General features: G+C 41.6%; 22 protein-coding genes. 21 read left to right on the top strand and 1 reads right to left on the bottom strand.

Features of this window, described 5'->3' with window-relative positions; translation table 11 throughout:
* Positions 1-510: 510 nt before the first annotated feature.
* The 14 genes from rimP (at position 511) to cls (ending at position 15715) form a co-directional block, all read left to right on the top strand.
* A complete protein-coding gene (rimP, locus tag BIV16_RS05945) occupies positions 511-978 on the top strand; it encodes a ribosome maturation factor RimP (RefSeq protein ID WP_075678703.1) in 468 nt (155 codons plus the stop codon).
* Between the two features lie 46 nt (positions 979-1024).
* Positions 1025-2182 (top strand): transcription termination factor NusA, encoded by a 1158-nt coding sequence (gene nusA / locus BIV16_RS05940; protein ID WP_075678704.1) that lies wholly within the window; start codon positions 1025-1027, stop codon positions 2180-2182.
* A 3-nt stretch (positions 2183-2185) separates the two neighbouring features.
* Entirely contained in the window at positions 2186-2473 is a 288-nt protein-coding gene (gene rnpM / locus BIV16_RS05935; RefSeq protein ID WP_075678705.1) for an RNase P modulator RnpM, read from the top strand.
* Positions 2460-2780 carry a L7Ae/L30e/S12e/Gadd45 family ribosomal protein gene (locus BIV16_RS05930; protein ID WP_242940296.1) on the top strand — a complete coding sequence of 107 codons (321 nt, stop codon included), beginning with the start codon at positions 2460-2462 and terminating at the stop codon, positions 2778-2780. The genes rnpM and BIV16_RS05930 overlap by 14 nt, the downstream gene beginning before the upstream one ends.
* A gap of 17 nt (positions 2781-2797) precedes the next feature.
* Positions 2798-5611: a translation initiation factor IF-2 gene (gene infB / locus BIV16_RS05925; RefSeq protein ID WP_075678706.1), complete on the top strand. Its 2814-nt coding sequence runs from the start codon at positions 2798-2800 to the stop codon at positions 5609-5611.
* 72 nt (positions 5612-5683) lie between these two features.
* Positions 5684-6046, top strand: coding sequence for a 30S ribosome-binding factor RbfA (rbfA, locus tag BIV16_RS05920; protein WP_075678707.1), 363 nt, complete (start codon positions 5684-5686; stop codon positions 6044-6046).
* Between the two features lie 30 nt (positions 6047-6076).
* Positions 6077-7030 (top strand): DHH family phosphoesterase, encoded by a 954-nt coding sequence (locus BIV16_RS05915; protein ID WP_075678708.1) that lies wholly within the window; start codon positions 6077-6079, stop codon positions 7028-7030.
* 11 nt (positions 7031-7041) lie between these two features.
* Positions 7042-7977, top strand: a complete 936-nt coding sequence (truB, locus tag BIV16_RS05910; RefSeq protein WP_075678709.1) for a tRNA pseudouridine(55) synthase TruB — start codon at positions 7042-7044, stop codon at positions 7975-7977.
* A complete protein-coding gene (locus BIV16_RS05905; RefSeq protein ID WP_075678710.1) occupies positions 7974-8891 on the top strand; it encodes a bifunctional riboflavin kinase/FAD synthetase in 918 nt (305 codons plus the stop codon). Before truB ends, BIV16_RS05905 begins: the two co-directional genes overlap by 4 nt.
* A 155-nt stretch (positions 8892-9046) precedes the next feature.
* A complete protein-coding gene (locus BIV16_RS05900; protein ID WP_075678711.1) occupies positions 9047-10204 on the top strand; it encodes a C40 family peptidase in 1158 nt (385 codons plus the stop codon).
* 180 nt (positions 10205-10384) lie between these two features.
* Complete coding sequence (gene rpsO, locus BIV16_RS05895) at positions 10385-10651, top strand: 30S ribosomal protein S15 (RefSeq protein ID WP_075678712.1); 267 nt, start codon at positions 10385-10387, stop codon at positions 10649-10651.
* A gap of 207 nt (positions 10652-10858) precedes the next feature.
* Entirely contained in the window at positions 10859-12952 is a 2094-nt protein-coding gene (locus BIV16_RS05890; RefSeq protein ID WP_075678713.1) for a polyribonucleotide nucleotidyltransferase, read from the top strand.
* Between the two features lie 244 nt (positions 12953-13196).
* Complete coding sequence (locus BIV16_RS05885) at positions 13197-14111, top strand: S8 family peptidase (RefSeq protein ID WP_075678997.1); 915 nt, start codon at positions 13197-13199, stop codon at positions 14109-14111.
* A gap of 68 nt (positions 14112-14179) precedes the next feature.
* The gene (gene cls, locus BIV16_RS05880; RefSeq protein ID WP_075678714.1) at positions 14180-15715 is read left to right on the top strand and encodes a cardiolipin synthase; all 1536 of its coding nucleotides are present in this window, start codon (positions 14180-14182) and stop codon (positions 15713-15715) included.
* Between the two features lie 54 nt (positions 15716-15769).
* Here cls and BIV16_RS05875 read toward each other — a convergent pair whose 3' ends face one another.
* Positions 15770-16936 (bottom strand): D-alanyl-D-alanine carboxypeptidase family protein, encoded by a 1167-nt coding sequence (locus BIV16_RS05875; RefSeq protein ID WP_242940297.1) that lies wholly within the window; start codon positions 16934-16936, stop codon positions 15770-15772.
* 162 nt (positions 16937-17098) lie between these two features.
* Here BIV16_RS05875 and BIV16_RS05870 point away from each other — a divergent pair, with 162 nt between their 5' ends.
* The 7 genes from BIV16_RS05870 to BIV16_RS05840 all read left to right on the top strand — a co-directional run bounded on the left by BIV16_RS05870 (position 17099) and on the right by BIV16_RS05840 (position 23631).
* Positions 17099-17848, top strand: coding sequence for a segregation and condensation protein A (locus BIV16_RS05870; protein ID WP_075678715.1), 750 nt, complete (start codon positions 17099-17101; stop codon positions 17846-17848).
* A 19-nt stretch (positions 17849-17867) separates the two neighbouring features.
* A complete protein-coding gene (gene scpB / locus BIV16_RS05865) occupies positions 17868-18428 on the top strand; it encodes an SMC-Scp complex subunit ScpB (RefSeq protein ID WP_075679001.1) in 561 nt (186 codons plus the stop codon).
* Between the two features lie 75 nt (positions 18429-18503).
* Positions 18504-19724, top strand: coding sequence for a D-alanyl-D-alanine carboxypeptidase family protein (locus BIV16_RS05860; protein ID WP_075678716.1), 1221 nt, complete (start codon positions 18504-18506; stop codon positions 19722-19724).
* A gap of 145 nt (positions 19725-19869) precedes the next feature.
* The gene (locus BIV16_RS05855) at positions 19870-21306 is read left to right on the top strand and encodes an acyl-CoA carboxylase subunit beta (RefSeq protein WP_075678717.1); all 1437 of its coding nucleotides are present in this window, start codon (positions 19870-19872) and stop codon (positions 21304-21306) included.
* 13 nt (positions 21307-21319) lie between these two features.
* On the top strand, positions 21320-22036 hold the full coding sequence (locus BIV16_RS05850; RefSeq protein ID WP_075678718.1) for an OadG family transporter subunit: 717 nt from the start codon (positions 21320-21322) through the stop codon (positions 22034-22036).
* A gap of 61 nt (positions 22037-22097) precedes the next feature.
* Positions 22098-22466 carry a biotin/lipoyl-containing protein gene (locus BIV16_RS05845; RefSeq protein ID WP_075678719.1) on the top strand — a complete coding sequence of 123 codons (369 nt, stop codon included), beginning with the start codon at positions 22098-22100 and terminating at the stop codon, positions 22464-22466.
* Positions 22467-22482: 16 nt separating this feature from the next.
* Positions 22483-23631, top strand: a complete 1149-nt coding sequence (locus tag BIV16_RS05840) for a sodium ion-translocating decarboxylase subunit beta (RefSeq protein ID WP_075678720.1) — start codon at positions 22483-22485, stop codon at positions 23629-23631.
* The last annotated feature ends 15 nt before the right edge of the window (positions 23632-23646 follow it).

Raw genomic sequence — 23646 nt, 5'->3', positions numbered from 1 at the left:
GTTACACATGCAAAATGTTCTAAATGCAAAATGTCCATATTGCCTTGAAAAAATGGTTGAAGACAATGATTTTGGAGAACATTTAGAGGAAATAGAGATGTTTGACGTAAAACACAGTTCATGGGTAAAATTAGGACATAATGAAAAGAAAGAAAAAATTCTACAGGAGTTGGTTAGACAAGGGTATTTAAAGTAAAAAAGAAATATTACGAAATGCTTAACGAAAATGATGAAGGCATTTATAATGAGTGGAGACATATGGAGGAAACATATCAGAGAAGGAAAAATACCAGATTAAGAGTTGGATTGAGATAGATTATAAACTGTCGGACGAAGCGCTTTGTTTTTTTTAAGATAAAATAACAGAAACACTTGCATTTTAAACAAAGACGTGATATCCTATTATGTGATAACACGGTGATTAGATTGAGAGAGGGCAAAGGTCCTCTCTCAATTCACGTTTAAAGGCGAAAAGCCAAAGAAAATTGAATATAGGAAAGAGGTGTAAAAATGTCGAAGAGAGAAGAATATGAAGCAACGACAGAAAAATGGATTACTCCAATCTTAGAGAAAAGAAATTTTGAACTTGTGGATGTGGAGTATGTAAAAGAAGGAAGCACCTGGTATTTGCGTGTCTATATTGATAAAGAAGGTGGTATCACATCAAATGATTGTGCAGATGTGTCACGTGAAATGAATGAGATATTAGACCGTGAGGATTATGTGGAAGGTTCCTACACGTTTGAGGTCAGCTCTCCGGGTCTTGGAAGGCCGTTAAAGAAAGAGAAGGACTACAAGCGCAGTGTTGGAAAAGAATTGGAAATCAGAACATACCGTGCCATTAATCATGAGAAAGAGTTTTATGGAATTCTAAAATCGTATGACGATGCAACGGTAACCATTGAAACAGAAGATGGAGAAGAACTTACATTTCAAAAGTCAGAGATTGCAATCATTCGTCTAGCATTTGATTTTTAATAAGAAGATATTTTGGTGTCGTAGGATAGAATAGGAGGATAAAAAAATGAGTGGTAACCACGAATTGTTAGAAGCGTTAAATATTTTAGAGCAGGAGAAAAATATCAGCAAAGACACTTTGCTTGAGGCAATTGAGAATTCCCTTGTCACAGCCTGCAAAAACCATTTTGGAAAATCTGAGAATGTTAAGGTCTATATTGATCCGGAGACATGCGAGTTCAATGTGTACCAGGAGAAAACAGTTGTTGAGACCGTAGAAGATCCAATCATGGAAATCAGTCTTGCAAATGCAAAAATGATTGATTCCAAATTTGATTTAGGAGATATCGTAAAAGTAGAAGTAAAATCCAAAGAGTTTGGTCGTATTGCAACACAGAATGCAAAGAACGTGATTTTACAGAAAATCAGAGAAGAAGAGCGTAAAGTTCTTTATGATCAGTATTACAGCATGGAAAAAGATGTTGTAACAGGTATTGTTCAGCGTTACGTTGGAAAAAATGTTAGCATCAACCTTGGTAAAGTAGATGCCATTTTAACAGAGAATGAGCAGGTAAAAGGTGAAGTATTCAAACCAACAGAAAGAATCAAAGTTTACATTTTAGAAGTAAAAGCTACTTCAAAAGGACCAAAGATTCTTGTTTCCAGAACACATCCAGAATTAGTAAAACGTTTGTTCGAATCTGAGGTGACAGAGGTACGTGATGGTATCGTTGAAATCAAAGCAATTGCAAGAGAAGCAGGAAGCAGAACAAAGATTGCAGTATGGTCAAATGATCCGGATGTAGATCCAGTAGGAGCATGTGTTGGTATGAACGGTGCCAGAGTAAATGCAATCGTAAACGAACTTCGCGGAGAAAAAATTGACATCATTACCTGGAATGAAAACCCAGCTATGATGATTGAAAATGCATTAAGTCCTGCAAAAGTTATTTCCGTTATTGCAGATGCAGAAGAAAAAACTGCAAAAGTGGTTGTTCCAGATTACCAGTTATCGCTTGCAATCGGTAAAGAAGGACAGAATGCGCGTCTCGCAGCACGTCTGACCGGATTTAAGATTGACATCAAGAGCGAGACTCAGGCAAGAGAATCCGGTGACTTCATGGATTATGAGAATGATTATGAAGACGATGAATATTATGAAGATGGTGAATACGAAGAAAAAGAATACACAGAGGAAGAGTTTTCAGAGGACGGCGAAGAATAAAAGATGACAAATAAGAAAATCCCGATGCGCCAGTGCATCGGCTGTGGTGAAATGAAAGCCAAAAAAGATTTGATTCGTGTTTTAAAAACTTCATCATCGGAAACTTCAGAAGAAATCGTCTTAGATGCAACCGGAAGAAAAAATGGCAGAGGAGCTTATCTTTGTCCATCCATGGAATGTCTGCAAAAGGCAATCAAGGGAAAAGGGTTAGAGCGCTCGTTTAAGATGCCGATTCCAAAAGAAGTGTATGAGATGCTGACAAAGGAGATGGAAGAGCTTGAAACCAGATAAAGTATTATCCATGCTGGGGATTGCAGCAAAATCCGGCAGTGTCGTAAGTGGCGAATTTTCTACAGAGAAAGCAGTCAAAGACGGCAAAGCTTATCTTGTGATTGTTGCGGGGGATTCCTCTGAGAATACAAAAAAGATGTTTCGAAATATGACAGATTTTTATGAGGTCCCAATGTACGAGTATGCGGACAAAGAAACATTAGGTCATTGTATTGGAAGAGAATTCCGGGCATCACTTGCAGTGATAAACGAAGGTCTTGCAAAATCGGTAGAAGATAAATTGAAACTGACAACAACAACTGAATAACGGAGGAGTTAAGATATATGGCAAAAATGAGAGTTCATGAGCTAGCAAAAGAATTAGATATCAATTCAAAAGAGATTATAGATGCGTTAAGCACAACAGAATATGCAGTAAAGTCACACAGCAGTAGTGTAGATGATGCTGCACAGGAGATTATCCGTAAGAAATTTCATAAGGGTGGTTCCAAGAAAGAAGAAGTAAAAGCTGCGCCTGTGGCAGAAAAGAAGGAAGAAAAAGCTGTTGAGGAAAAAAATGGTGACAGACCAAAGAAAAAATCCAGTATAACAGCAGTCTTTAATCCACAGAACAGTAAGAATGGTACAACCAGAAGACCAGGACAGCAGAGAAATTCAGATCGTACACAGGGGGCAAGACCTCAAAATGACGGAAACAGACAAAAGAGTGATGCAACTGGTGCTGCAAAAGAAGGTACCCGCCTACAGAATCAGGGAACAAGACCTCAGACAGACAGACGTCCACAGGGGGATCGTCCACAGACAGATCGTAACAATGGAGACCGCCCACAGTACAACCGTAACAACGGAGACCGTCCACAGGGAGACCGCCCACAGTACAACCGTAACAATGGGGACCGCCCACAGTACAACCGCAATAACGGAGACCGTCCACAGTACAATCGTAACAACGGAGACCGTCCACAGGGGGATCGCCCACAGTACAACCGTAACAATGGAAACCGTCCACAGGGAGACCGTCCATACGCAGACCGTAATGGAAGACCATCCGGAAATGGACAGAGAGGAAACTACCAGGGTCAGAGACCAAACGGTGGTGGATATGGCCAGGGTGGCAGAGGCGGTGATAACCGCAATGGCAATTACCGTGGAAATAATGGCGGTGGAAGACTGGATCGCGAAATTGATCGTTTCAAGAAAGATGCAGCACCTGCTGAAGAATTAAGAGGAAAAGAATCCAGAGATCGTATGAACGATAAAAACCGTAATAATAAGCGTAACGATCATGATGCATTAGGTAAGAAACAGGAACGTTATGTAAACCTTGAGAAAAACGGTGGAAAGAAGAAACCTCAGCAGCCACAGCCAAAACAGGAAGAAGATGTAATCAAGACATTAACACTTCCAGAGAAACTTACCATCCGTGAACTTGCAGACAAGATGAAAGTTCAGCCATCTGTCATTGTGAAAAAGTTATTCTTAAAGGGAACCATGGTAACCGTAAACCAGGAAGTAGATTACGATACAGCAGAAGAAATCGCATTGGAATTCAACTGTATCTGTGAGCCGGAAGAGAAGATTGATGTTATTGCAGAGTTATTAAAAGAGGATGAGGAAGCAGAAGAAACATTAGTTCCACGTCCACCGGTAGTTTGTGTTATGGGTCACGTTGACCACGGTAAAACATCCTTATTGGATGCAATCCGTTCTACAAGAGTAACAGACCGCGAGGCTGGTGGTATCACACAGCACATCGGTGCATCCGTTGTATCTATTAACAACCAGAATATTACATTCTTAGATACACCAGGTCATGAAGCATTTACTGCAATGCGTATGCGTGGTGCAAATTCTACCGATATCGCAATCCTTGTTGTCGCTGCAGATGATGGTGTTATGCCTCAGACAATCGAAGCAATCAACCATGCAAAAGCAGCTGGTGTTGAAATCATTGTTGCTGTCAACAAGATTGATAAGCCAAGTGCAAACATTGAGCGTGTAAAACAGGAATTATCCGAATACGAGTTAATTCCGGAAGACTGGGGCGGAAGCACAATCTTTTGTCCGGTATCTGCCCGTACACACGAAGGTATCGAGAACCTGCTTGAAATGATTCTTTTAACAGCAGAAGTTTTAGAGTTAAAAGCAAATCCAAAACGTAATGCACGTGGTCTTGTTATTGAAGCACAGCTTGATAAAGGTCGTGGTGCTGTTGCAACTGTTTTGGTACAGAAAGGTACCCTTCACGTTGGAGATCCAATCGCATGCGGAAGCAGCTTTGGTAAAGTGCGTGCTATGATTGATGATAAGGGATGCAGAGTAAAAGAAGCAGGACCATCTACACCAGTAGAGATTCTTGGTCTTTCCAATGTACCGGATGCAGGGGAAACATTTGTTTGCTGTGATTCTGAGAAAGAGGCAAGAGCATTTGCCGAGACTTATATTTCAGAAGGCAAGAATAAGCTGATTGAGGATACAAAAGCGAAGATGTCCTTAGATGACTTGTTCTCACAGATTCAGTCTGGAAATGTAAAAGAGCTTAATATCATTGTAAAAGCAGATGTTCAGGGTTCTGTGGAAGCAGTGAAACAGTCACTTGTAAAATTATCAAACGAAGAAGTTGTGGTAAAAGTTATTCACGGCGGTGTTGGTGCCATCAACGAATCTGATGTTATCTTAGCATCCGCATCCAATGCCATCATCATTGGATTTAATGTTCGTCCGGACCCAACTGCAAAAGTGACAGCAGAGCGTGAAAACGTGGATGTGAGATTGTACAAAGTTATTTATAGCGCAATCGAAGATGTCGCTGCAGCCATGAAGGGAATGTTAGACCCTGTTTATGAAGAAAAAGTCATTGGACACGCAGAAATCCGCCAGATCTTTAAGGCATCCGGAATCGGTAATATTGCAGGTTCTTATGTGCTTGACGGAGCATTCCAGAGAGGATGTAAAGTCCGTATTACACGTGAAGGCGAGCAGATTTTTGAAGGAGATCTTGCATCCTTAAAGAGATTTAAAGATGATGTGAAAGAAGTAAAAGCAGGATACGAATGTGGTCTTGTATTTGACGGATTCAATGACATTCAGGAACTTGATCAGGTTGAATCATATATTATGGTAGAGGTTCCTCGCTAAAACGTAGAATTGTGTGAAGTTTTTTGATGTATTGCCCCTTATGTGGCAATACATCTTTGAATGGAGAAATCAATGAGAAAAAATAGTATCAAAAACACCAGAATTAATGGGGAAGTATTACGTGAGTTAAGCAATATTATTCGTGGAGAAATCAAAGATCCACGCATCAATCCAATGACAAGCGTAGTTACGGTTGAAGTGGCTCCAGATTTAAAAACCTGTAAGGCATATATCAGTGTTCTCGGGGATGAAGAGTCACAGCAGGCTACACTTGCCGGCTTAAAGAGTGCAGAAGGATTTATTCGAAGCAAACTTGCAAAAACCATCAATTTAAGAAAAACACCGGAGATTAAATTTATCTTAGACCAGTCGATTGAGTACGGTGTAAAGATGTCAAAAATGATTGATGATGTGACAAAGGATATCGAAGAATAATCCTTGTGTCCGGAAAGGCAGGAATGTTGGATGAAAGATTTAGATTCTTTATTAACAGGAGCAAAAACAGTTGCAATTGCAGGTCATGTCAGACCGGATGGCGACTGCGTAGGCTCCTGCCTTGCTACATATAACTATATTAAGACATATCACAAAGAGATAGAAGTCTGTGTCTATTTAGAGCCAATCCCAAACATTTTTAAATTTATGGCGGGAGCAGAGCAAATCAAATTACCGCAGAAAGAGCAAAAAGTTTACGATTTGTTTATTGCACAGGACTGCGGAGATGTTGGAAGATTAGGCGATGCGGCGCATTACTTTGAATGTGCAAAAAGAACAGCCTGCATTGATCATCATGTCAGCAACCAAAGTTTTGCGGATGACAATTACATCTTTCCGCTGGCAAGCTCTACATCGGAATTGATTTTTGAATTGCTTCCAAAGGAACGTCTCACCAAAGAGATTGCAGAATGCATCTATACCGGAATCATTCATGATACGGGTGTGTTCCAGTATTCCTGTACATCGGCAAAAACCATGCAGGCAGCCGGTGTTCTGATGGAATGTGGCATCAACTTTTCAAAGATTGTGGATGAAACCTTTTTTACAAAAACCTATAATCAAAACCGTATTATGGGACAGGCTTTGGTGAAAAGTGAACTTTATCTCGATGGAAAATGCATTGTTTCTGTGATTACACAGGAAGAAATGAAGCGTTTTGACGTGCTTCCGAAACATTTAGAAGGAATTGTGGCACAGTTACGTGTGACAAAAGATGTGGAGGCGGCTATCTTTTTGTATGAAAATGAAGGTGGAAGCTTCAAGGTAAGCACCAGGTCAAGCGGCAATGTGGATGTGTCAAAAATTGCTGTTAAATACGGTGGCGGTGGTCATGCAAGAGCAGCCGGAATCACAATGAACGGCAGTGCAGATGAGATTATAAAGACGATTGTAGCGGACGTGGCAAAACAGTTAGAACAGTAAAAAGGAATCATATGGTTAACGGAATCATTAACGTTTATAAAGAAAAAGGATATACCTCGTTTGATGTTGTTGCAAAGTTAAGAGGAATCCTGAAACAAAAAAAGATTGGACACACCGGTACACTTGACCCGGATGCACAGGGGGTGCTTCCGGTGTGCCTTGGAAAAGCGACAAAAGTCTGTGACCTTTTGACGGATAAGAACAAAGAGTACAAAGCGGTGATGCTTCTTGGAAAAGTGACGGATACCCAGGATATGTCCGGCACCGTGTTACAGGAGCGGGAAGTCTGTGTGAGTGAGCAGGAAGTTCGCGATGCAGTACTGTCTTTTGTGGGCGATTATGAGCAGGTTCCGCCGATGTATTCCGCGTTAAAAGTGAATGGGAAAAAGCTTTGTGATCTCGCAAGGGAAGGAAAGACGGTAGAGCGTAAGGCGAGACCGGTTCGGATTCTTTCGATTGAGATTGAAAAAATAGAACTCCCAAGGGTCACAATGAAAGTGGAGTGTTCCAAAGGAACCTATATCAGAACGCTTTGTCAGGATATCGGAGAAAAATTAGGTTGTGGAGCCTGCATGGAGAGTCTGCTCCGCACAAAAGTTTCGAAATTTTTCGTAGAAGATGCACTGACATTAGGACAGATTGAAGAACTTGTTGCAAAAGAGGGAGCGGGAATGGAGCCGGCAGAGTGGAGCGCCAAAACGTTTTCTTTTATACAACCGGTAGATTCTGTTTTTGTGCAGTATCCTAAGGCAGTGGTTTTGCAGAACTATGACAAAGTGTTATACAATGGAAATCGTCTGGAAAAAGAATTTTTCCAGAATTATCAAAGCGAATGGGAAGAGACACCGATTCGTATTTATGATGAAAAGGATTGCTTTATCGGCTTATATGAATACAAACCAGTTCAAAAGAATTACAAGCCGGCAAAGATGTTTATAGAGACATGAAATATATCAAAGATACGGTAGATTTTAATATTGAAGAAAACACGGTGCTTTCACTTGGAAAATTTGATGGTGTTCACCGTGGACATGACCTTCTTTTGGAAAATTTGTTTCAAAAAAAGAAGGAAGGATTAAGTGCGGCAATTTTTACGTTTAACATTCCGCCGCGTCAGAATGTAGAACATGCCATGCAGCATGTTTTGACGACAAATGAAGAAAAAATGCATCTTCTAGAACAGCTTGGTGTGGATTATCTGATTGAGTGTCCGTTTACCAGGGAAATTATGTGCATGGAGGCGCAGGACTTTGTGCGAAAAATTGTAAAGGAACTGCATGTGAAATGTTTTGTTGTGGGGGATGATTTTCACTTCGGACATAACAGGTGCGGAGACTATCACATGCTTCGTGATATGGCAGAAGAACTCGGCTATGAGGTCATTGTCGTCAAGAAAATTAAAGAAGACGAAAGAGACATCAGCAGCACATTTGTAAGAGAAGAAGTGGAACTTGGACATATCGAGAAGGCAAATCATCTTTTGGGTTATCCATATTTTGTATGTGGAAAAGTAGAACATGGAAAAGAAATCGGACGAACGATTGGAATTCCAACCATCAATTTACTTCCACCAAAAGAAAAACTGCTGCCACCGTTTGGGGTCTATGTTTCCAAGGTGCTGATAGACGGAAAAGAATACCATGGTGTGACGAATGTCGGAAGAAAGCCTACAATTGCAGGTGAGAATCCGGTTGGCGTCGAGACCCATATTCTGGATGTAGCGCAAGACCTCTATGGAAAAGAAGTGAAAGTGGAATTCTTAAAGTTTGTCCGCCCGGAACAAAAGTTTGATTCGGTGGAGAGTTTAAAGAATCAGATGCAACAGGACGTCGCGACGGCAGAAAGATTTTTTCAAAAATAAAAGGAATATGTTCCGAGATTTGCCAGAAAGTGGGAAATCAAATATTACGGAATTGTTACAAATATATGTTGACATTGTCATAAGTGATTGTTATAATGAAATGAAATTATAATTTTAGTGATTACGCTGAAAAATCTGAGGAATGGAGATCAGGAATGAAATCGAATTATTCAAAAGCAATAAGTGCCGTGGTAATTGGAGCGCTTGTTGTTTCAGCAGCATGTATCAGCAATCAGGAGAAAGACAGAAATAAAAATCAGGATGCATCCGTAACAGCAGGTGTTTCATCCGAGTTTGCAAACGTTTCTTTGAATCAGAACGTTGCATCAGGAGTTGCCCTTAGCCTTGCATCCAATATAGAGAATCTTCCACTGACCGCAACAGTATCCGAGACTGATACTGTGGTAACAGCAGCCGGACAGGAAGAGAATGCAGAAAGTGCAGAAAATACGGAGAACACACAGGATACGACTATTTGTGGATATACCAATCTTGGAATAGCCAGCGTGGAAGGCAATTTAAATGTAAGAGAACAGGCAACCACAGATTCTGACATCGTGGGTAAGATGCAGGGAGATGCAGCTTGTGAGATCTTAGAGGTAGACGGTGAATGGACGAAGATTTCATCCGGAAATGTAACCGGTTATGTGTCATCGGAATTTTTACTGACTGGAGATGCAGCAAGAGCAAGGGCAGCTGAGATTGAGACAACAGTTGCAAAAGTAAATACGACAACCCTTTACGTGCGTGAAGCAACCAATACCGATTGCAGAATTGTCGCATTGGTGGGTACCGGTGAGGAATTGGAAGTATTAGAAGCATTAGACGGCTGGTATAAAGTATCTGTGGATGATGAGGAAGGCTATATTTCAGCAGATTATGTTGAAGTATCCGAACAGCTTCCAAAGGCACAGACGATAACAGAGTTAAAATATGGTCAGGGAATCTCAGATGTGAGGGTATCGGTTGTTTCCTATGCGACACAGTTTGTTGGAAACCCATATGTCTGGGGTGGTACAAGCTTGACAAAAGGAGCCGACTGTTCTGGATTTACCATGAGTGTCATGGCAAACTATGGCGTTTACCTGCCACATTCTTCAAAAGCGCAGGCAAATTGCGGAACCAGAGTCTCCGCATCGGAAGCACAGCCGGGTGATTTGTTCTTCTACGGAAGTGGCAAGAGTATTAACCATGTTGCAATTTATATCGGAAACGGTCAGATTGTACATGCAAGTAATAAGAAGACCGGTATTAAGATTTCCAATGCATTTTACCGTTCCCCAATCTGTGTGGTAAGAGTGTTAGGCGATTAATGCTTGTGGCTTACACATTTGTGGGTTGCCTTAAATTTGAATTTTCATGTTTACAAGGCAAAATGGATATGATATACTATACAAGTATGATTTAACCCGTATTCGGTTGATGGACACTCCGACCTTCTGCTGAGTATCATACTTAAATGGGCGATGAAAAAATAAAAGGAGGATCAGAACATGATCGCAAAAGAAAAGAAACAGGCAATTATTGCAGAATATGGTAGAACACCTGGAGATACAGGTTCACCAGAAGTACAGATCGCTATCTTAACAGCACGTATCGAAGAGTTAACAGAGCATTTAAAAGTTAACCAGAAAGATCATCATTCCAGAAGAGGACTTCTTAAAATGGTAGGTCAGAGACGTGGTTTATTAGCATACTTAAAGAAAACAGATATCGAAAGATATCGTTCTTTAATTGAGCGTTTAGGTCTTAGAAAATAATTGTGTTATTTGGAATAGAGCGGAGAGATACCGCTCTATTTTCATAACTAATGACAGTGCGTATAAGTACAAAAGTAGTTATATTGATGAAATACAGAAGTTTATACCGAGACCACTGAAAAGTGCATGGTACAAACGTGTATTGTTCAGTAGTTTCGGACTTCTGTTTTTTATAAAATACGAAGAATTCGAAAAAGGAGAGAAAGAATGTATAAAAGTTTTTCAATGGAACTTGCAGGCAGAACGCTTACCGTTGATATCGGAAGAGTATGTGCGCAGGCAAATGGTGCAGCTTTATTAAGATATGGAGATACTACGGTATTATCCACAGCAACTGCATCTGACAAACCAAGAGATGGGATTGATTTCTTCCCATTGAGTGTGGAATATGAAGAGAAAATGTATGCCGTAGGAAAAATCCCAGGTGGATTTAACAAAAGAGAAGGAAAAGCATCCGAAAATGCAGTGCTTACTTCCCGTGTTATTGACCGCCCTATGAGACCATTATTCCCCAAAGATTACAGAAATGATGTAACCTTAAATAATATGGTAATGTCCGTAGATACAGAGTGCAGACCTGAGGTTGTCGCAATGCTTGGTGCAGCACTTGCAACTACAATTTCTGATATTCCATTTGACGGTCCATGTGCAATGACACAGATGGGATTGGTAGATGGAGAGTTTATCGTAAACCCATCCCAGAAAGATTGGGATAACGGTGATTTACAGCTTACCGTTGCATCTACTTCCACAAAAGTAATCATGATTGAAGCTGGAGCAAACGAAGTTCCAGAAGATAAAATGATTGAAGCAATCTACAAATGCCATGAAGTAAACCAGACCATCATTGCATTTATGAACCAGATTGTTGCCGAGGTTGGCAAGAAGAAACACGAATATACAAGCTGTGCCATTCCAGAAGAGATGTTTGCTGCGATGAGAGAAATCGTAACACCGGAACAGATGGAAGAGGCTGTTTTCACAGATGAAAAACAGGTTCGTGAAGAGAATATCCGTAACATTACAGATAAATTTGCAGAGGCATTTGCAGAGAACGAAGAATGGCTTGCAGTATTAGGCGAGGCAGTATATCAGTACCAGAAGAAGACTGTCCGTAAGATGATTTTAAAAGATCACAAACGTCCAGATGGTCGTGCCATCGATCAGATTCGTCCACTTGCAGCTGAGGTTGATTTGATTCCTAGAGTGCATGGTTCCGCAATGTTTACACGTGGACAGACTCAGATTTGTGACGTTGTTACACTTGCTCCATTATCTGAAGTACAGAAAATCGACGGATTAGATGAAAATATTACAACAAAAAGATACATGCATCAGTACAACTTCCCAGCATACTCTGTTGGTGAGACAAAAGTATCCCGTGGACCGGGACGTCGTGAAATTGGACATGGTGCTTTGGCTGAGAAAGCGCTTATGGCAGTCCTTCCATCAGTGGAAGAATTCCCATACACCATCCGTGCAGTATCTGAGACATTTGAGTCCAACGGCTCTACTTCCATGGCATCTACCTGTGCATCCTGTATGTCACTTATGGCTGCCGGTGTTCCAATCAAAGCGATGGTTGCAGGTATTTCCTGTGGTCTTGTAACAGGCGAGACAGACGATGATTACATCGTTTTAACGGATATCCAGGGATTAGAGGATTTCTTTGGAGATATGGACTTTAAGGTAACCGGTACTCATAAAGGTATTACTGCAATCCAGATGGATATCAAGATTCACGGATTAACAAGACCTATCGTAGAGGAAGCAATCCGAAGAACAAGAGAAGCAAGACTTTATATCATGGATGAAGTCATGTCAAAAGCAATCGCAGAGCCAAGAAAAGAAGTTGGAAAATATGCTCCAAAGATTGTTCAGATTCAGATTGACCCTGCTAAGATTGGCGATGTTGTCGGACAGAGAGGAAAGACCATCAACGAGATTATCGACCGTACCGGTGTGAAGATTGATATCACAGATGACGGAGCAGTTTCCGTATGCGGTACAGATGCAGAGAAGATGGATCAGGCAGTTGAGATGATTAAGATTATCACAACTGACTTTGAAGAAGGACAGGTATTCACTGGAAAAGTTGTCAGCATCAAAGAATTCGGTGCCTTCATCGAGTTTGCACCGGGAAAAGAAGGAATGGTTCATATTTCCAAGATTTCCAAAGAAAGAATCAACCATGTAGAAGACGTTCTTACATTAGGTGAGACTGTAAGAGTTGTTTGCCTTGGAAAAGACAAGATGGGACGTATCAGCTTCTCCATGAAAGATGTAAAAGAAGAGGCATAGTTTGCAAAACAGATGTTTTAAACGCGAAATTTGTACAAGTATAAATTGCATAAGAGCGTAAGTATAGAAAGACGATGTATTTGTGGAAGAAAATCTGACAATGCATCGTCTTTTTTTATTGCAAAAATCGTAGGTACTTAAGCCGGCAGGCACATGTTTTCCTTTTTTTCATATAATTTAGAAAGAAAACTCTGCTAAGATGGAACCGTGTGAAGAATTTTTTCATGCAAAAATGGAGACTGCGATGGAACGAGTACGAAGATATATTCATGCTGATTATGCATATAAAATGGGGTTGAGCGGGAAAAATGTTACAATAGCGGTTATGGACACCGGGATTGTGCCACATCCGGATTTGAAGGATCGAATTGTGCTGTTTCGCGATTTCTGCCAGAACCGGATTGGCTTATATGATGATAATGGACATGGCACACACATTGCCGGCATTCTGGCTGGAAATGGCATGCAATCCATTTTAAATAAAAAAGGAAATTATATGGGAATCGCACCAAAGGCAAGGCTGATTTCACTAAAAGTATTAGATGCGAAAGGAAATGGAAGTACACAAAATATGTTAGAGGCAGTCGATTATCTGCTTCGTATCCGGGAACGTTTCCACATTCGAATTTTAAATATTTCCGTTGGCATGCTGCCGGATGCCGGGAAAAAAGAGCAGCTTGCGCTTCTTGAGGCTGTGGAAAGACTGTGGGACGCAGGAATTGTGGTCGTGGCGGCGGCAGGCAATAACGGGCCAAAAGAAAATACGGTTACCGTTCCGGGAATATCCAGGAAAATTGTCACCGTTGGAAGCTGTGATGATACGGAACAGGTCACATTGAAAAATGGTCTTGAGTCAGGATACAGTGGAAGTGGACCGACCGCGTGCTGCATTGTAAAACCGGAGATTTTGGCGCCGGGAACCAATATTATCAGCTGCAATAAGAATATGAAAGGGTATACCGTAAAGAGCGGAACATCGATGGCGGCACCCGTTGTCAGCGGTTCCATTGCACTTTTGACAGAACTGCATCCCGATTTTACACCTCAGGAAATCAAACTACGTTTGTATGAGCGTGCATATCCAAGGGGCAGACAGATTGGAAAAAAATGCTGGGGAATTGTGCATGTAGAAAATTTAATCCGAGAGGGAAAATGGTGAAAAAGGAAGCAAATTTGACTTCCCCTGTAAAAATGAGGTACAATAGGCTAGGAATAGGGGGAATACAGATGAAGAAATTAAGTCACATGCTTTTGGGAAGACTTGTCATTGGGATATTTGCGATGCTGTTACAGTTTGCGTGGATGTTTTTGGTGTTGTATCAGTTTAGCATTAAGTTTACCTATATGAACCTTTTGATTCGTATTATCGCGGTGTTAGTGGTTCTTAGTATGGTATATAAATGGATAAACCCAAGTTACAAGGTGTCGTGGACCTTTTTGCTGCTGTTATCCCCTGTACTTGGTATTTTGACTTACTACGTGTTTGGAAGATCAAAATTGACGAAACGCACCAGGGAACGCTTGCGGCGTGTGAACCAGGAGGTTGTGCCACATCTGGCAATCAATCAGGATGTGCTAGAGGAAGTAAGAAAAAAAGACGAATCCGTATATTGCCAGTCAAAATATATCAATGACTGGGCGAAGTATCCGGTGTATGAGAACACATCGACATCCTATTATCGTTGTGGGGAAGAGATGTTCCCGGAGATGCTGCGTGCGCTAGAGAGTGCAAAACATTTTATTTTTCTGGAATACTTTATTATCCAGCCGGGGGAAATGTTTGACCAGATGGTAGAGATTCTGGCGCGTAAGGTAAAAGAGGGCGTTGAGGTGCGCCTGATTTATGACGACGTAGGCTGTATCAGCACGTTACCACCTCGCTATTATAAGATTTTGCAGGAAAAAGGCATCAAATGTGCGGCATTTAATCCGTTCCGTCCCATCCTTTCGATTATTATGAACAACCGTGATCACAGGAAAATTTTAGTCGTGGATGGCACAGTCGGATTTACCGGCGGAATCAACCTTTCGGATGAATACATTAACAAGGTAGAACGATTCGGTTATTGGAAGGATACCGGAATCCGGATTGAGGGTGAGGCGGTCTGGAGTTTTACGCTCATGTTCTTAGAAATGTGGAATTACATTAACCGTACCACAGAGGATTACGAAAAATACCATCCATCCAAATTCAGAAGGCAGCCATTTGTGCAGGATGGTTTTGTCCAGCCATATGGAGATTCGCCACTCGATCACGAGAATGTCGGAGAGAATGTTTACTTAAATATCATCAGCCATGCAAAACATTATGTCTACATTTTTACACCGTATCTGATTACAGACAACGAGATGTTGACCTGTCTTTGCAATGCGGCGAAAAGTGGTGTGGATGTTCGAATTGTCACACCGGGAATTCCAGACAAAAAACTGGTATTTTTGCTGACCCAGTCTTATTATGAGCCGTTGATTCGAAGTGGTGTGAAAATCTACCAATACACACCAGGATTTATCCATGCAAAATGTTTTGTCTGCGATGATGAGATTGCGACAGTCGGCAGCATCAATCTTGACTTTAGAAGTCTGTATCTGCATTTTGAATGTGGTATATTTTTGTACCAGTCAAGTGCTGTGATGCAGGTAAAAGAGGATGCACTTGACACCTTTGAAAAATCAGAGGAGGTATCGCTGCAGTTTTGCACAGAGCGCAATCTGATTGTGCGTTTCGTGCAAAGTATTTTGCGGTTATTTGCGCCTCTTTTGTAAGGAAAAAAGAGAGGGCAGAGGAAATTTGCAGACACCAGATTTCCTCTGCCGTTTTTATGTTGGAAGATAGAACGATAAGATTTTTAGAAAAGAGTCACGGAAGGTTGCAGCGGGAACCGTTTCATCAAAGAGCAAATTGACGCTGCCGATTTCCTCATTGTTTAAAAGATAGACGGCCTGACCTGCAATGTCCCCTTTTTGAATGGGAGCGGTGACCGTTTCCGGGAGTTTTAATTGTTTTTGGATTCCAGATAAATCACTGCCGGTGGTATCCACATATTGAAAAGGGCATTCGTAGTGGACGCTTACCGTATCAGAAGTTCCTTTTTTTACCAAAAGGGGTGAGAGGGAGTCTTCGTTTTGGTCTGTATAAATGCGGCATACACTAAAACCGTAATTAAGAAGGGATGCGGCATCCGAAAAACGGACCGAATGGTCAGGAGCGCCCATCACAACGGCAATCAGTTCCATGCCATCTTTGACGGCGGTAGCGGAAACACAATATTTTGCGAGGTTTGTAGAACCTGTTTTTAAACCGGTTGCAAATTCATATTGCCGGATGAGTTTGTTTGTGTTGGTTAGTCCAAACTCACTGCTTCCTCTTGCAGTCACGTGTGTGATGGTATCCATCCAGATGGTGGAGTAATCGTGAATCTGTGGGTATTTGGTGGTAAGTTCCCTGGACATCAGGGCGACATCGTAAGCGCTAGTCATGTGCCCCTCGGTGTCTAAACCGCAACAATTGACGAAGGTGGTATCATTCATGCCAAGATTTTTGGCACGTTCATTCATGCGGGCAACAAATGCCTCCTCGGAGCCACAGATATGTTCTGCCATTGCAACGCAGGCATCATTTGCACTTGCGACACTGATACATTTAATCATATCGTTGACCGTCTGGGTTTCGCCTGGCTCTAAAAAGACCTGGGAACCACCCATGCTTGCGGCATATTCGGAAACGGTTACAGTGTCATCAAGTGTAATCTGTCCGCTTTCTAACGCATCAAAAATAAGAAGCAGTGTCATGATTTTCGTGATACTGGCAGGGTGGCGGACTTCGTGTGCATTTTTTTCATATAAAATAGTTCCGGTTGAGGCTTCTAATAAAATAACGCTTGGCGCCGAGACAGCGAGTTCTGTCTGGGCTTCTGTGTGAAGAAATCCCGTAAAGGAAGAAAAAAGTAGGTTCATGCTAAGAAGAATGGATAGAAAGCATTTCAAAATAAGAGTCCTCCTAAAGTTCGGTAAATGGAAGAGAAAGATTCCACTGTGCTATATTACAAGATAGCAGAAAAGGATGTCCGATATGCATAGTACTTGAAATTTTTACCGTTTCCATGTAGAATAAATTCATTGACAAAACCGGAAGGGAAGACAATATCAATGGACATGACGGTCAAATTGCAGGTGTTTGAGGGCCCGCTGGATCTTTTGCTGCATCTGTTAGAGAAGAATAAAGTGAATATTTATGATATTCCGATTGTAGAGATTACCAATCAGTACATGGAATATATTGCGGAGATGAAGCGGCAGGATTTAAACGTCATGAGTGAATTTCTGGTGATGGCGGCAACGCTTCTTGACATCAAATCCAAGATGCTTTTGCCAAAACAGGAGACGGTGGAGGAAGAGGAAGAAGATCCAAGGGCAGAGCTGGTTCAGCAGCTGCTAGAGTACAAGATGTACAAATGTATGGCATACGAATTGCGTGACAGGCAGCTGGACGCCCAGAGGGTCATGTTTAAAGAGCCGACGATTCCAAAGGAAGTGTTAGCGTATGAACAGCCGGTGGATTTGACAGAACTGGTGTCCGATATGACACTTGCAAAGTTAAATGACATTTTTAAGTCGATTATGCGAAAACAGGTAGATAAAGTCGACCCGATTCGTTCGAAGTTTGGCAAGATTGAGAAAGAGGAAGTATCGTTATCGGATAAGATGCTTTATTTAGAGGAATACTGTAAATCACATCAGAGCTTCAGTTTTCGCAATCTGTTGGAAAAACAGGCCGGAAAAATGGAAGTGATTGTAACATTTCTTGCGATATTAGAACTTATGAAGACAGGTAAGATTTTTATTTCACAAGAACATACGTTTGATGATATATGGATTGAGTCAAAGATTGTAGCTTAAGGGAGCAGACATGGAACAAATGAATTATGAGGCGATTGTAGAGGCAATTCTTTTTACGATGGGAGAGTCGGTGCCGCTTGAAAAAATTGCGGCCGCACTTGAATTAAATCAAAAAGAGACAAAGACAATCGTGGAAAATCTGATGAAAAAATATCAGGAAGAAAAACGCGGCATACAGATTATGGAGTTAGAGGGAGCTTACCAGATGTGCACGAATACCGAGATGTACGAGTATCTGATTAAGGTTGCAAAACAGCCAAAACGTCATGTGTTGACGGATGTTTTGCTTGAGACGCTCTCCATCATTGCGTACAAACAGCCGATTACCAAAATTGAGATTGAAAAAATCAGGGGTGTTTCCTGTGATCATGCAGTAAACAAACTCTTAGAATATAATTTAATCTGCGAGCTTGGAAGACTCGATGCACCGGGACGCCCGCTTTTGTTTGGAACGACAGAAGAGTTCCTGCGCAGCTTTGGGGTACAGTCCATAGAGGAACTGCCGGTATTAAACCCGGTACAGGTAGAAGAATTTAAGCAGGAAGCAGAAGAAGAAATGAACGTAAAGCTGGATATTTAATATCCGGCTTTTTTCTATGGAATGATGGGAAAAAGAAAAACATATACATAAAGGAAAACACAGTTAGGTGTGGGTATGTTGAAAAAAATCACAGCAATTGTTTTGATATTGGCACTTTTTTTCTCAAATCCAATGATTGTAAAGGCACAGGAAGAACCAAAGGAGCAGGAATTGTATGCGAAGTCTGCAGTACTCATGGATGCGGATTCCGGGAGAATTTTATATGAAAAAAATGCAGGGGATAAGATGGCGAATGCGAGTACAACCAAGATTTTAACCTGTATTGTCATTTTGGAAAACTGCGACCAGAATGGTGTCGCAATGGCATCGGACTATGCGTGCGCCCAGCCGAAGGTGCGGTTAGGGATGCAGAAGGGACAGCAGTTTTTGGTGAAAGATTTACTGTACGGATTAATGTTGGAATCTTTTAATGACTGCGCCGTTGCTTTAGCGGAGTATGCGGCGGGAAATGTGGAAGGGTTTGCAGAGATGATGAACCACAAAGCACAGGAAATCGGATGCGAAAATTCATACTTCATTACACCGAATGGTCTGGATGCAAAGGACGAAAAGGGGTTCCACCATACGACGGCAAAAGACCTTGCCAAAATTATGCGCTATTGTATCACACAGTCCCCAAAAGCGGAAGATTTTTTAAATATTACACAGACACTGCAGCATACGTTTTGTGACCTTGAAAATCGTGCGAATTACTGCTGCAACAATCACAATGCGTTTTTGACGATGATGGAGGGGGCACTTTCCGGGAAAACTGGTTTTACCGGGAATGCCGGGTATTGTTATGTAGGTGCCCTGCGCCAGGGGGATAAGACTCTGATTGTTGCTTTGCTGGCATGTGGCTGGCCAAACAACAAAGGATACAAGTGGTCTGATACGAAAAAGCTGATGCAGTACGGCCTGGATTCATTTGAAAAGCAATCGATAAAGGAACAGGAGTTAACCGCCGATATGCTAGAGCAGATGGAGGTCACAGACGGGAAGGGCGATAAGATAGGGGAGCGTGTATATGCAGATTTTATGATACAAAAAGGAAACGGTCAGGAATCGTTTTTATTAAAAAAGGGGGAAACAGTTGAGCGGGAAGTCGTGATGGAAAAATCGCTGCAGGCACCCGTTAAAAAAGGAACCGTTGTCGGGACAGTCACCTATCATCTTGGAGATGAAATCCTTCGAAAGGATGAGATTGTAATTGCAAAGGATGTAGGAAAGATGGACTATGCGTGGTATTTCAAACAGGTTTTGAAAGAGGCGGCATTAAAAAATCTGGAAAAATAAGTAAATTGTATAGAACTGACAATGAAATTAAGAATTTTTGTAAAATACGTGAAAAAATTAACAATTATTCTTGAAAAATGTAGCAAAAAGTAATACAATTTAACATAGCGAAATTTATTAATTTTTATAGATGGAGGGCTAAAAAATGAGTACTATGAAAGATAGCTTGGCGATGCAGCGTATTACCAAGTTAGTCGACGAGAACAGCTTTATGGAAATCGGTTCTCTTGTTACGGCAAGAAATACAGATTTCAACCTTGCAAACACACAGACACCGTCAGATGGTGTTATTATCGGTCATGGACTTGTAGATGGAAATCTTGTTTTCCTTTATAGTCAGGATGCATCTGTGTTAAACGGAACCATTGGCGAAATGCATGCCAAGAAAATTGCCTCTGTTTATGATATGGCAATGAAGATGGGGGCACCTGTGATTGGGTTTATTGACTGCGCAGGAATGCGTCTGCAGGAATCCGTCGATGCATTAGACGGATTTGGACAGATTTATGCCAAGGAGATTGCAGCACAAGGGGTTGTGCCACAGATTGCAGCTGTATTTGGCAGCTGTGGCGGTGGACTTGCAGTCGTTCCGGCATTGTGTGATTTTGCATTTATGGAGGAGTCAAAAGCAAAAATGTTTATCAATTCTCCAAATGCAATCGATGGTAATAGAATCGAGACCTGCGATTCATCCGCAGCAGCGTTCCAGAGCGAGAATACCGGATGCCTGGATGGAATCGGTTCCGAGGATGAAATCATTGCACAGATTCGGGAACTGGTAAGTATTCTTCCTGGCAACAACGAAGGAGATGTGTACACAGATGAGTGCGTGGATGATTTGAACCGTGCATGCGAGAGCATGGAGGCGATGAAAGGTGACCCAAGATATCTCCTTAGTGAGATTTCAGATGGACATGCTTTCTTTGAGACAAAAGCAGATTATGCGAAAAACATGGTAACTGGTTTTGTGAAATTAAATGGTATGACCGTTGGAGCCGTTGCAAACTGCACAGAGGTTTACGACGAAGAAGGAAAGAAGACAGAAGAATTCAAAGCAGTTCTTACTGCAAAAGGATGTAACAAAGCGGCTGAGTTTATTCAGTTCTGTGATGCATTTGACATCCCGGTTCTTTCACTTACAAACATAGTTGGATTCAAGGCATGCATGAGCAGTGAAAAAACATTGCCAAAGGCATTGGCAAGAATGACAACTGCATTTTCCGCAGCAACCTGTCCGAAGGTAAATCTGATTATCGGGGATGCATTTGGAAGTGCTTATGTCATGATGAATTCAAAATCAATCGGATCTGACCTGGTTTATGCATGGGCAGACACAAAGGTTGGCATGATGGATGCAAAGCTTGCAGCTAAAATCATGTATGCAGATGCATCTGCGGATGTGATTGACGAGAAAGCAAAAGAATATGAAGAATTACAGTCAAATGTTGTAACAGCAGCCAGAAGAGGTTATGTGGACCTGATAATCGAGCCTGCTGATACCAGAAAATACCTTGTCGCAGCATTTGAGATGCTTTATACAAAATGTGTAAGCGGACCAGACAAGAAACATGGAACAAAATAGAAAGGTGAAGTTTATGAAGAAAAAATTATCGCTCGTGCTGATAATGTGCTTCTTTATGCTAGCACTTTCAGCATGTGGAACGGATCCTACAACTGTGGATTATAATGGATATAGTTATTCTGATTTGGAACAGACATCACAGGGAATGGTTCAGGCGCTGATGCAGCTTTCTGATGAAGAGAAAAATTATTACCGGGAAAACGGTGATGACACGATTGTGGCACTTGTGGATGGCTGGGATACATCGGTAGAGGACGTCGGAGCTTATCAGGGACTTGGTGAGTTTACCGTAACCAAATCAGGCAAGACACTCTCGACAGAGCAGGTTATCAAGTATGAAAACCGCGATGTTGTATTTACAATGGTATTTTCCTACAACGATATGAAAGCGGGGCCAACCAGCTATACGGTCGACAAAGTGTATACAACCGGCGAGAAGATGGCGAAAGCAGGATTGAATACCTTAATGGGAATGGGAACTGTTTTCGTGGTACTGATTTTAATCAGTCTGATTATCTATTGCTTTAATATCATCCCATATCTTCAGAAGAAGAAAACACAGAAGAATGCGGTTGCAGATACAGAGCAGCCAGCCGTAATGCCATCGGCTGCACCGGTCGAAAATCTTACAGACGATTTAGAACTTGTGGCAGTCATTTCTGCAGCAATTGCTGCAAGTACAGGAACTTCTACGGACTCATTTGTAGTACGTTCCATTCATCGTAGATAATCAAAATCAGATTGATACGAGACAGTAAAAGATTAGTTCATAGAAATCAGGAGGAATTAAAATGAAAAGTTATACAATTACCGTAAATGGAAATGTTTATGATGTGACAGTAGAAGAGAACGGAGCTGTAAGCGCACCAGCTGCCACAGCACCAAGAAGAGCCGTTGCAAGCGCACCTGCTGCAGCACCAAAAGCCGCAGCAACAGGAGCAGGTTCTATCAAGATTGAAGCCGGAGCAGCCGGAAAAGTATTTAAAGTAGAAGCACAGCCAGGAACAGCCGTAAAGAAAGGTGATCCGGTTGTTATCTTAGAGATTATGAAAATGGAAACACCAGTTGTTGCACCGGTGGATGGAACCGTGGCAAGTATTGATGTTACAGTTGGAGATCAGGTAGAAGCAGGTGCTTTACTTGCAACATTAAACGAGTAATTTTAGGAGGATAACTATGAGTTATTTTATGGAGACAATGGGAAACCTCCTTCACCAGACAGCCTTTTTCAATCTGACCTGGGGCAATTATGTGATGATTGCAGTTGCATGTGTGTTCCTGTTTCTTGCGATTAAAAAAGGCTATGAACCGTTACTTTTAGTACCAATCGCATTTGGTATGCTTCTTGTAAATATCTATCCGGATATTATTGCAAGCCCGGAGGAGACAAGTAATGGTGTAGGTGGTTTACTCTACTATTTTTATACGTTAGATGAATGGTCAATTTTACCATCCCTTATTTTCCTTGGGGTTGGTGCAATGACAGACTTTGGACCGTTGATTGCAAACCCAATCAGCTTCCTGTTAGGTGCAGCGGCACAGTTTGGTATTTTCTCAGCTTATATCCTTGCAATCCTGATGGGATTCAACGATAAGGCAGCCGCAGCCGTATCCATTATCGGTGGAGCAGATGGACCAACTTCTATTTTCCTTGCCGGAAAATTAGGACAGACTGCCCTGATGGGACCAATCGCCGTGGCAGCATATTCTTATATGTCACTGGTTCCAATTATTCAGCCACCAATTATGAAGTTATTTACCACCAAGAAGGAACGTGCCATTAAGATGCAGAACCTTCGTCCGGTTTCCAAGTTAGAAAAGATTTTATTCCCAATTGTTGTTACGATTGTAGTTTGTACGATTTTACCGACAACAGCACCACTTGTTGGTATGTTGATGCTTGGTAACCTCTTCCGTGAGAGTGGCGTGGTTCGTCAGTTATCTGATACAGCTTCCAATGCATTGATGTACATTGTTGTTATCTTGCTTGGTACCTCTGTTGGTGCATCTACAAGTGCAGAGGCATTCTTAAATGTAAGCACACTTAAAATCGTAGCACTTGGTCTGATTGCATTTATGGTCGGAACCGCTGCGGGTGTTTTATTCGGAAAACTGTTATGCTTCCTTACAAAAGGAAAAATCAATCCACTGATTGGTTCCGCAGGTGTATCTGCAGTGCCAATGGCGGCTCGTGTTTCACAGAAGGTTGGTGCGGAGGAAGATCCTACAAACTTCTTACTTATGCACGCAATGGGACCAAACGTTGCCGGTGTTATCGGAACAGCTGTTGCTGCCGGTGTCTTCATGGCAATCTTTGGTATTTAATTAGGAGGAATAGAA

Origin of the sequence: Roseburia sp. 831b (genome assembly GCF_001940165.2) — a bacterium.
Taxonomy (GTDB): Bacteria; Bacillota; Clostridia; order Lachnospirales; family Lachnospiraceae; genus Roseburia.
Note: the sequence above shows the minus strand (reverse complement) of the source record. Positions and strands in the feature narration are given on the sequence as shown.

Excerpts from the sequence above, each read along its gene's own strand:
- rimP (WP_075678703.1), top strand. The coding sequence starts at position 511 with ATGTCGAAGAGAGAAGAATATGAAGCAACGACAGAAAAATGGATTACT.
- nusA (WP_075678704.1), top strand. The coding sequence starts at position 1,025 with ATGAGTGGTAACCACGAATTGTTAGAAGCGTTAAATATTTTAGAGCAG.
- rnpM (WP_075678705.1), top strand. The coding sequence starts at position 2,186 with ATGACAAATAAGAAAATCCCGATGCGCCAGTGCATCGGCTGTGGTGAA.
- infB (WP_075678706.1), top strand. The coding sequence starts at position 2,798 with ATGGCAAAAATGAGAGTTCATGAGCTAGCAAAAGAATTAGATATCAAT.
- rbfA (WP_075678707.1), top strand. The coding sequence starts at position 5,684 with ATGAGAAAAAATAGTATCAAAAACACCAGAATTAATGGGGAAGTATTA.
- BIV16_RS05915 (WP_075678708.1), top strand. The coding sequence starts at position 6,077 with ATGAAAGATTTAGATTCTTTATTAACAGGAGCAAAAACAGTTGCAATT.
- truB (WP_075678709.1), top strand. The coding sequence starts at position 7,042 with ATGGTTAACGGAATCATTAACGTTTATAAAGAAAAAGGATATACCTCG.
- BIV16_RS05905 (WP_075678710.1), top strand. The coding sequence starts at position 7,974 with ATGAAATATATCAAAGATACGGTAGATTTTAATATTGAAGAAAACACG.
- BIV16_RS05900 (WP_075678711.1), top strand. The coding sequence starts at position 9,047 with ATGAAATCGAATTATTCAAAAGCAATAAGTGCCGTGGTAATTGGAGCG.
- rpsO (WP_075678712.1), top strand. The coding sequence starts at position 10,385 with ATGATCGCAAAAGAAAAGAAACAGGCAATTATTGCAGAATATGGTAGA.
- BIV16_RS05890 (WP_075678713.1), top strand. The coding sequence starts at position 10,859 with ATGTATAAAAGTTTTTCAATGGAACTTGCAGGCAGAACGCTTACCGTT.
- BIV16_RS05885 (WP_075678997.1), top strand. The coding sequence starts at position 13,197 with ATGGAACGAGTACGAAGATATATTCATGCTGATTATGCATATAAAATG.
- cls (WP_075678714.1), top strand. The coding sequence starts at position 14,180 with ATGAAGAAATTAAGTCACATGCTTTTGGGAAGACTTGTCATTGGGATA.
- BIV16_RS05870 (WP_075678715.1), top strand. The coding sequence starts at position 17,099 with ATGGACATGACGGTCAAATTGCAGGTGTTTGAGGGCCCGCTGGATCTT.
- scpB (WP_075679001.1), top strand. The coding sequence starts at position 17,868 with ATGAATTATGAGGCGATTGTAGAGGCAATTCTTTTTACGATGGGAGAG.
- BIV16_RS05860 (WP_075678716.1), top strand. The coding sequence starts at position 18,504 with ATGTTGAAAAAAATCACAGCAATTGTTTTGATATTGGCACTTTTTTTC.
- BIV16_RS05855 (WP_075678717.1), top strand. The coding sequence starts at position 19,870 with ATGAGTACTATGAAAGATAGCTTGGCGATGCAGCGTATTACCAAGTTA.
- BIV16_RS05850 (WP_075678718.1), top strand. The coding sequence starts at position 21,320 with ATGAAGAAAAAATTATCGCTCGTGCTGATAATGTGCTTCTTTATGCTA.
- BIV16_RS05845 (WP_075678719.1), top strand. The coding sequence starts at position 22,098 with ATGAAAAGTTATACAATTACCGTAAATGGAAATGTTTATGATGTGACA.
- BIV16_RS05840 (WP_075678720.1), top strand. The coding sequence starts at position 22,483 with ATGAGTTATTTTATGGAGACAATGGGAAACCTCCTTCACCAGACAGCC.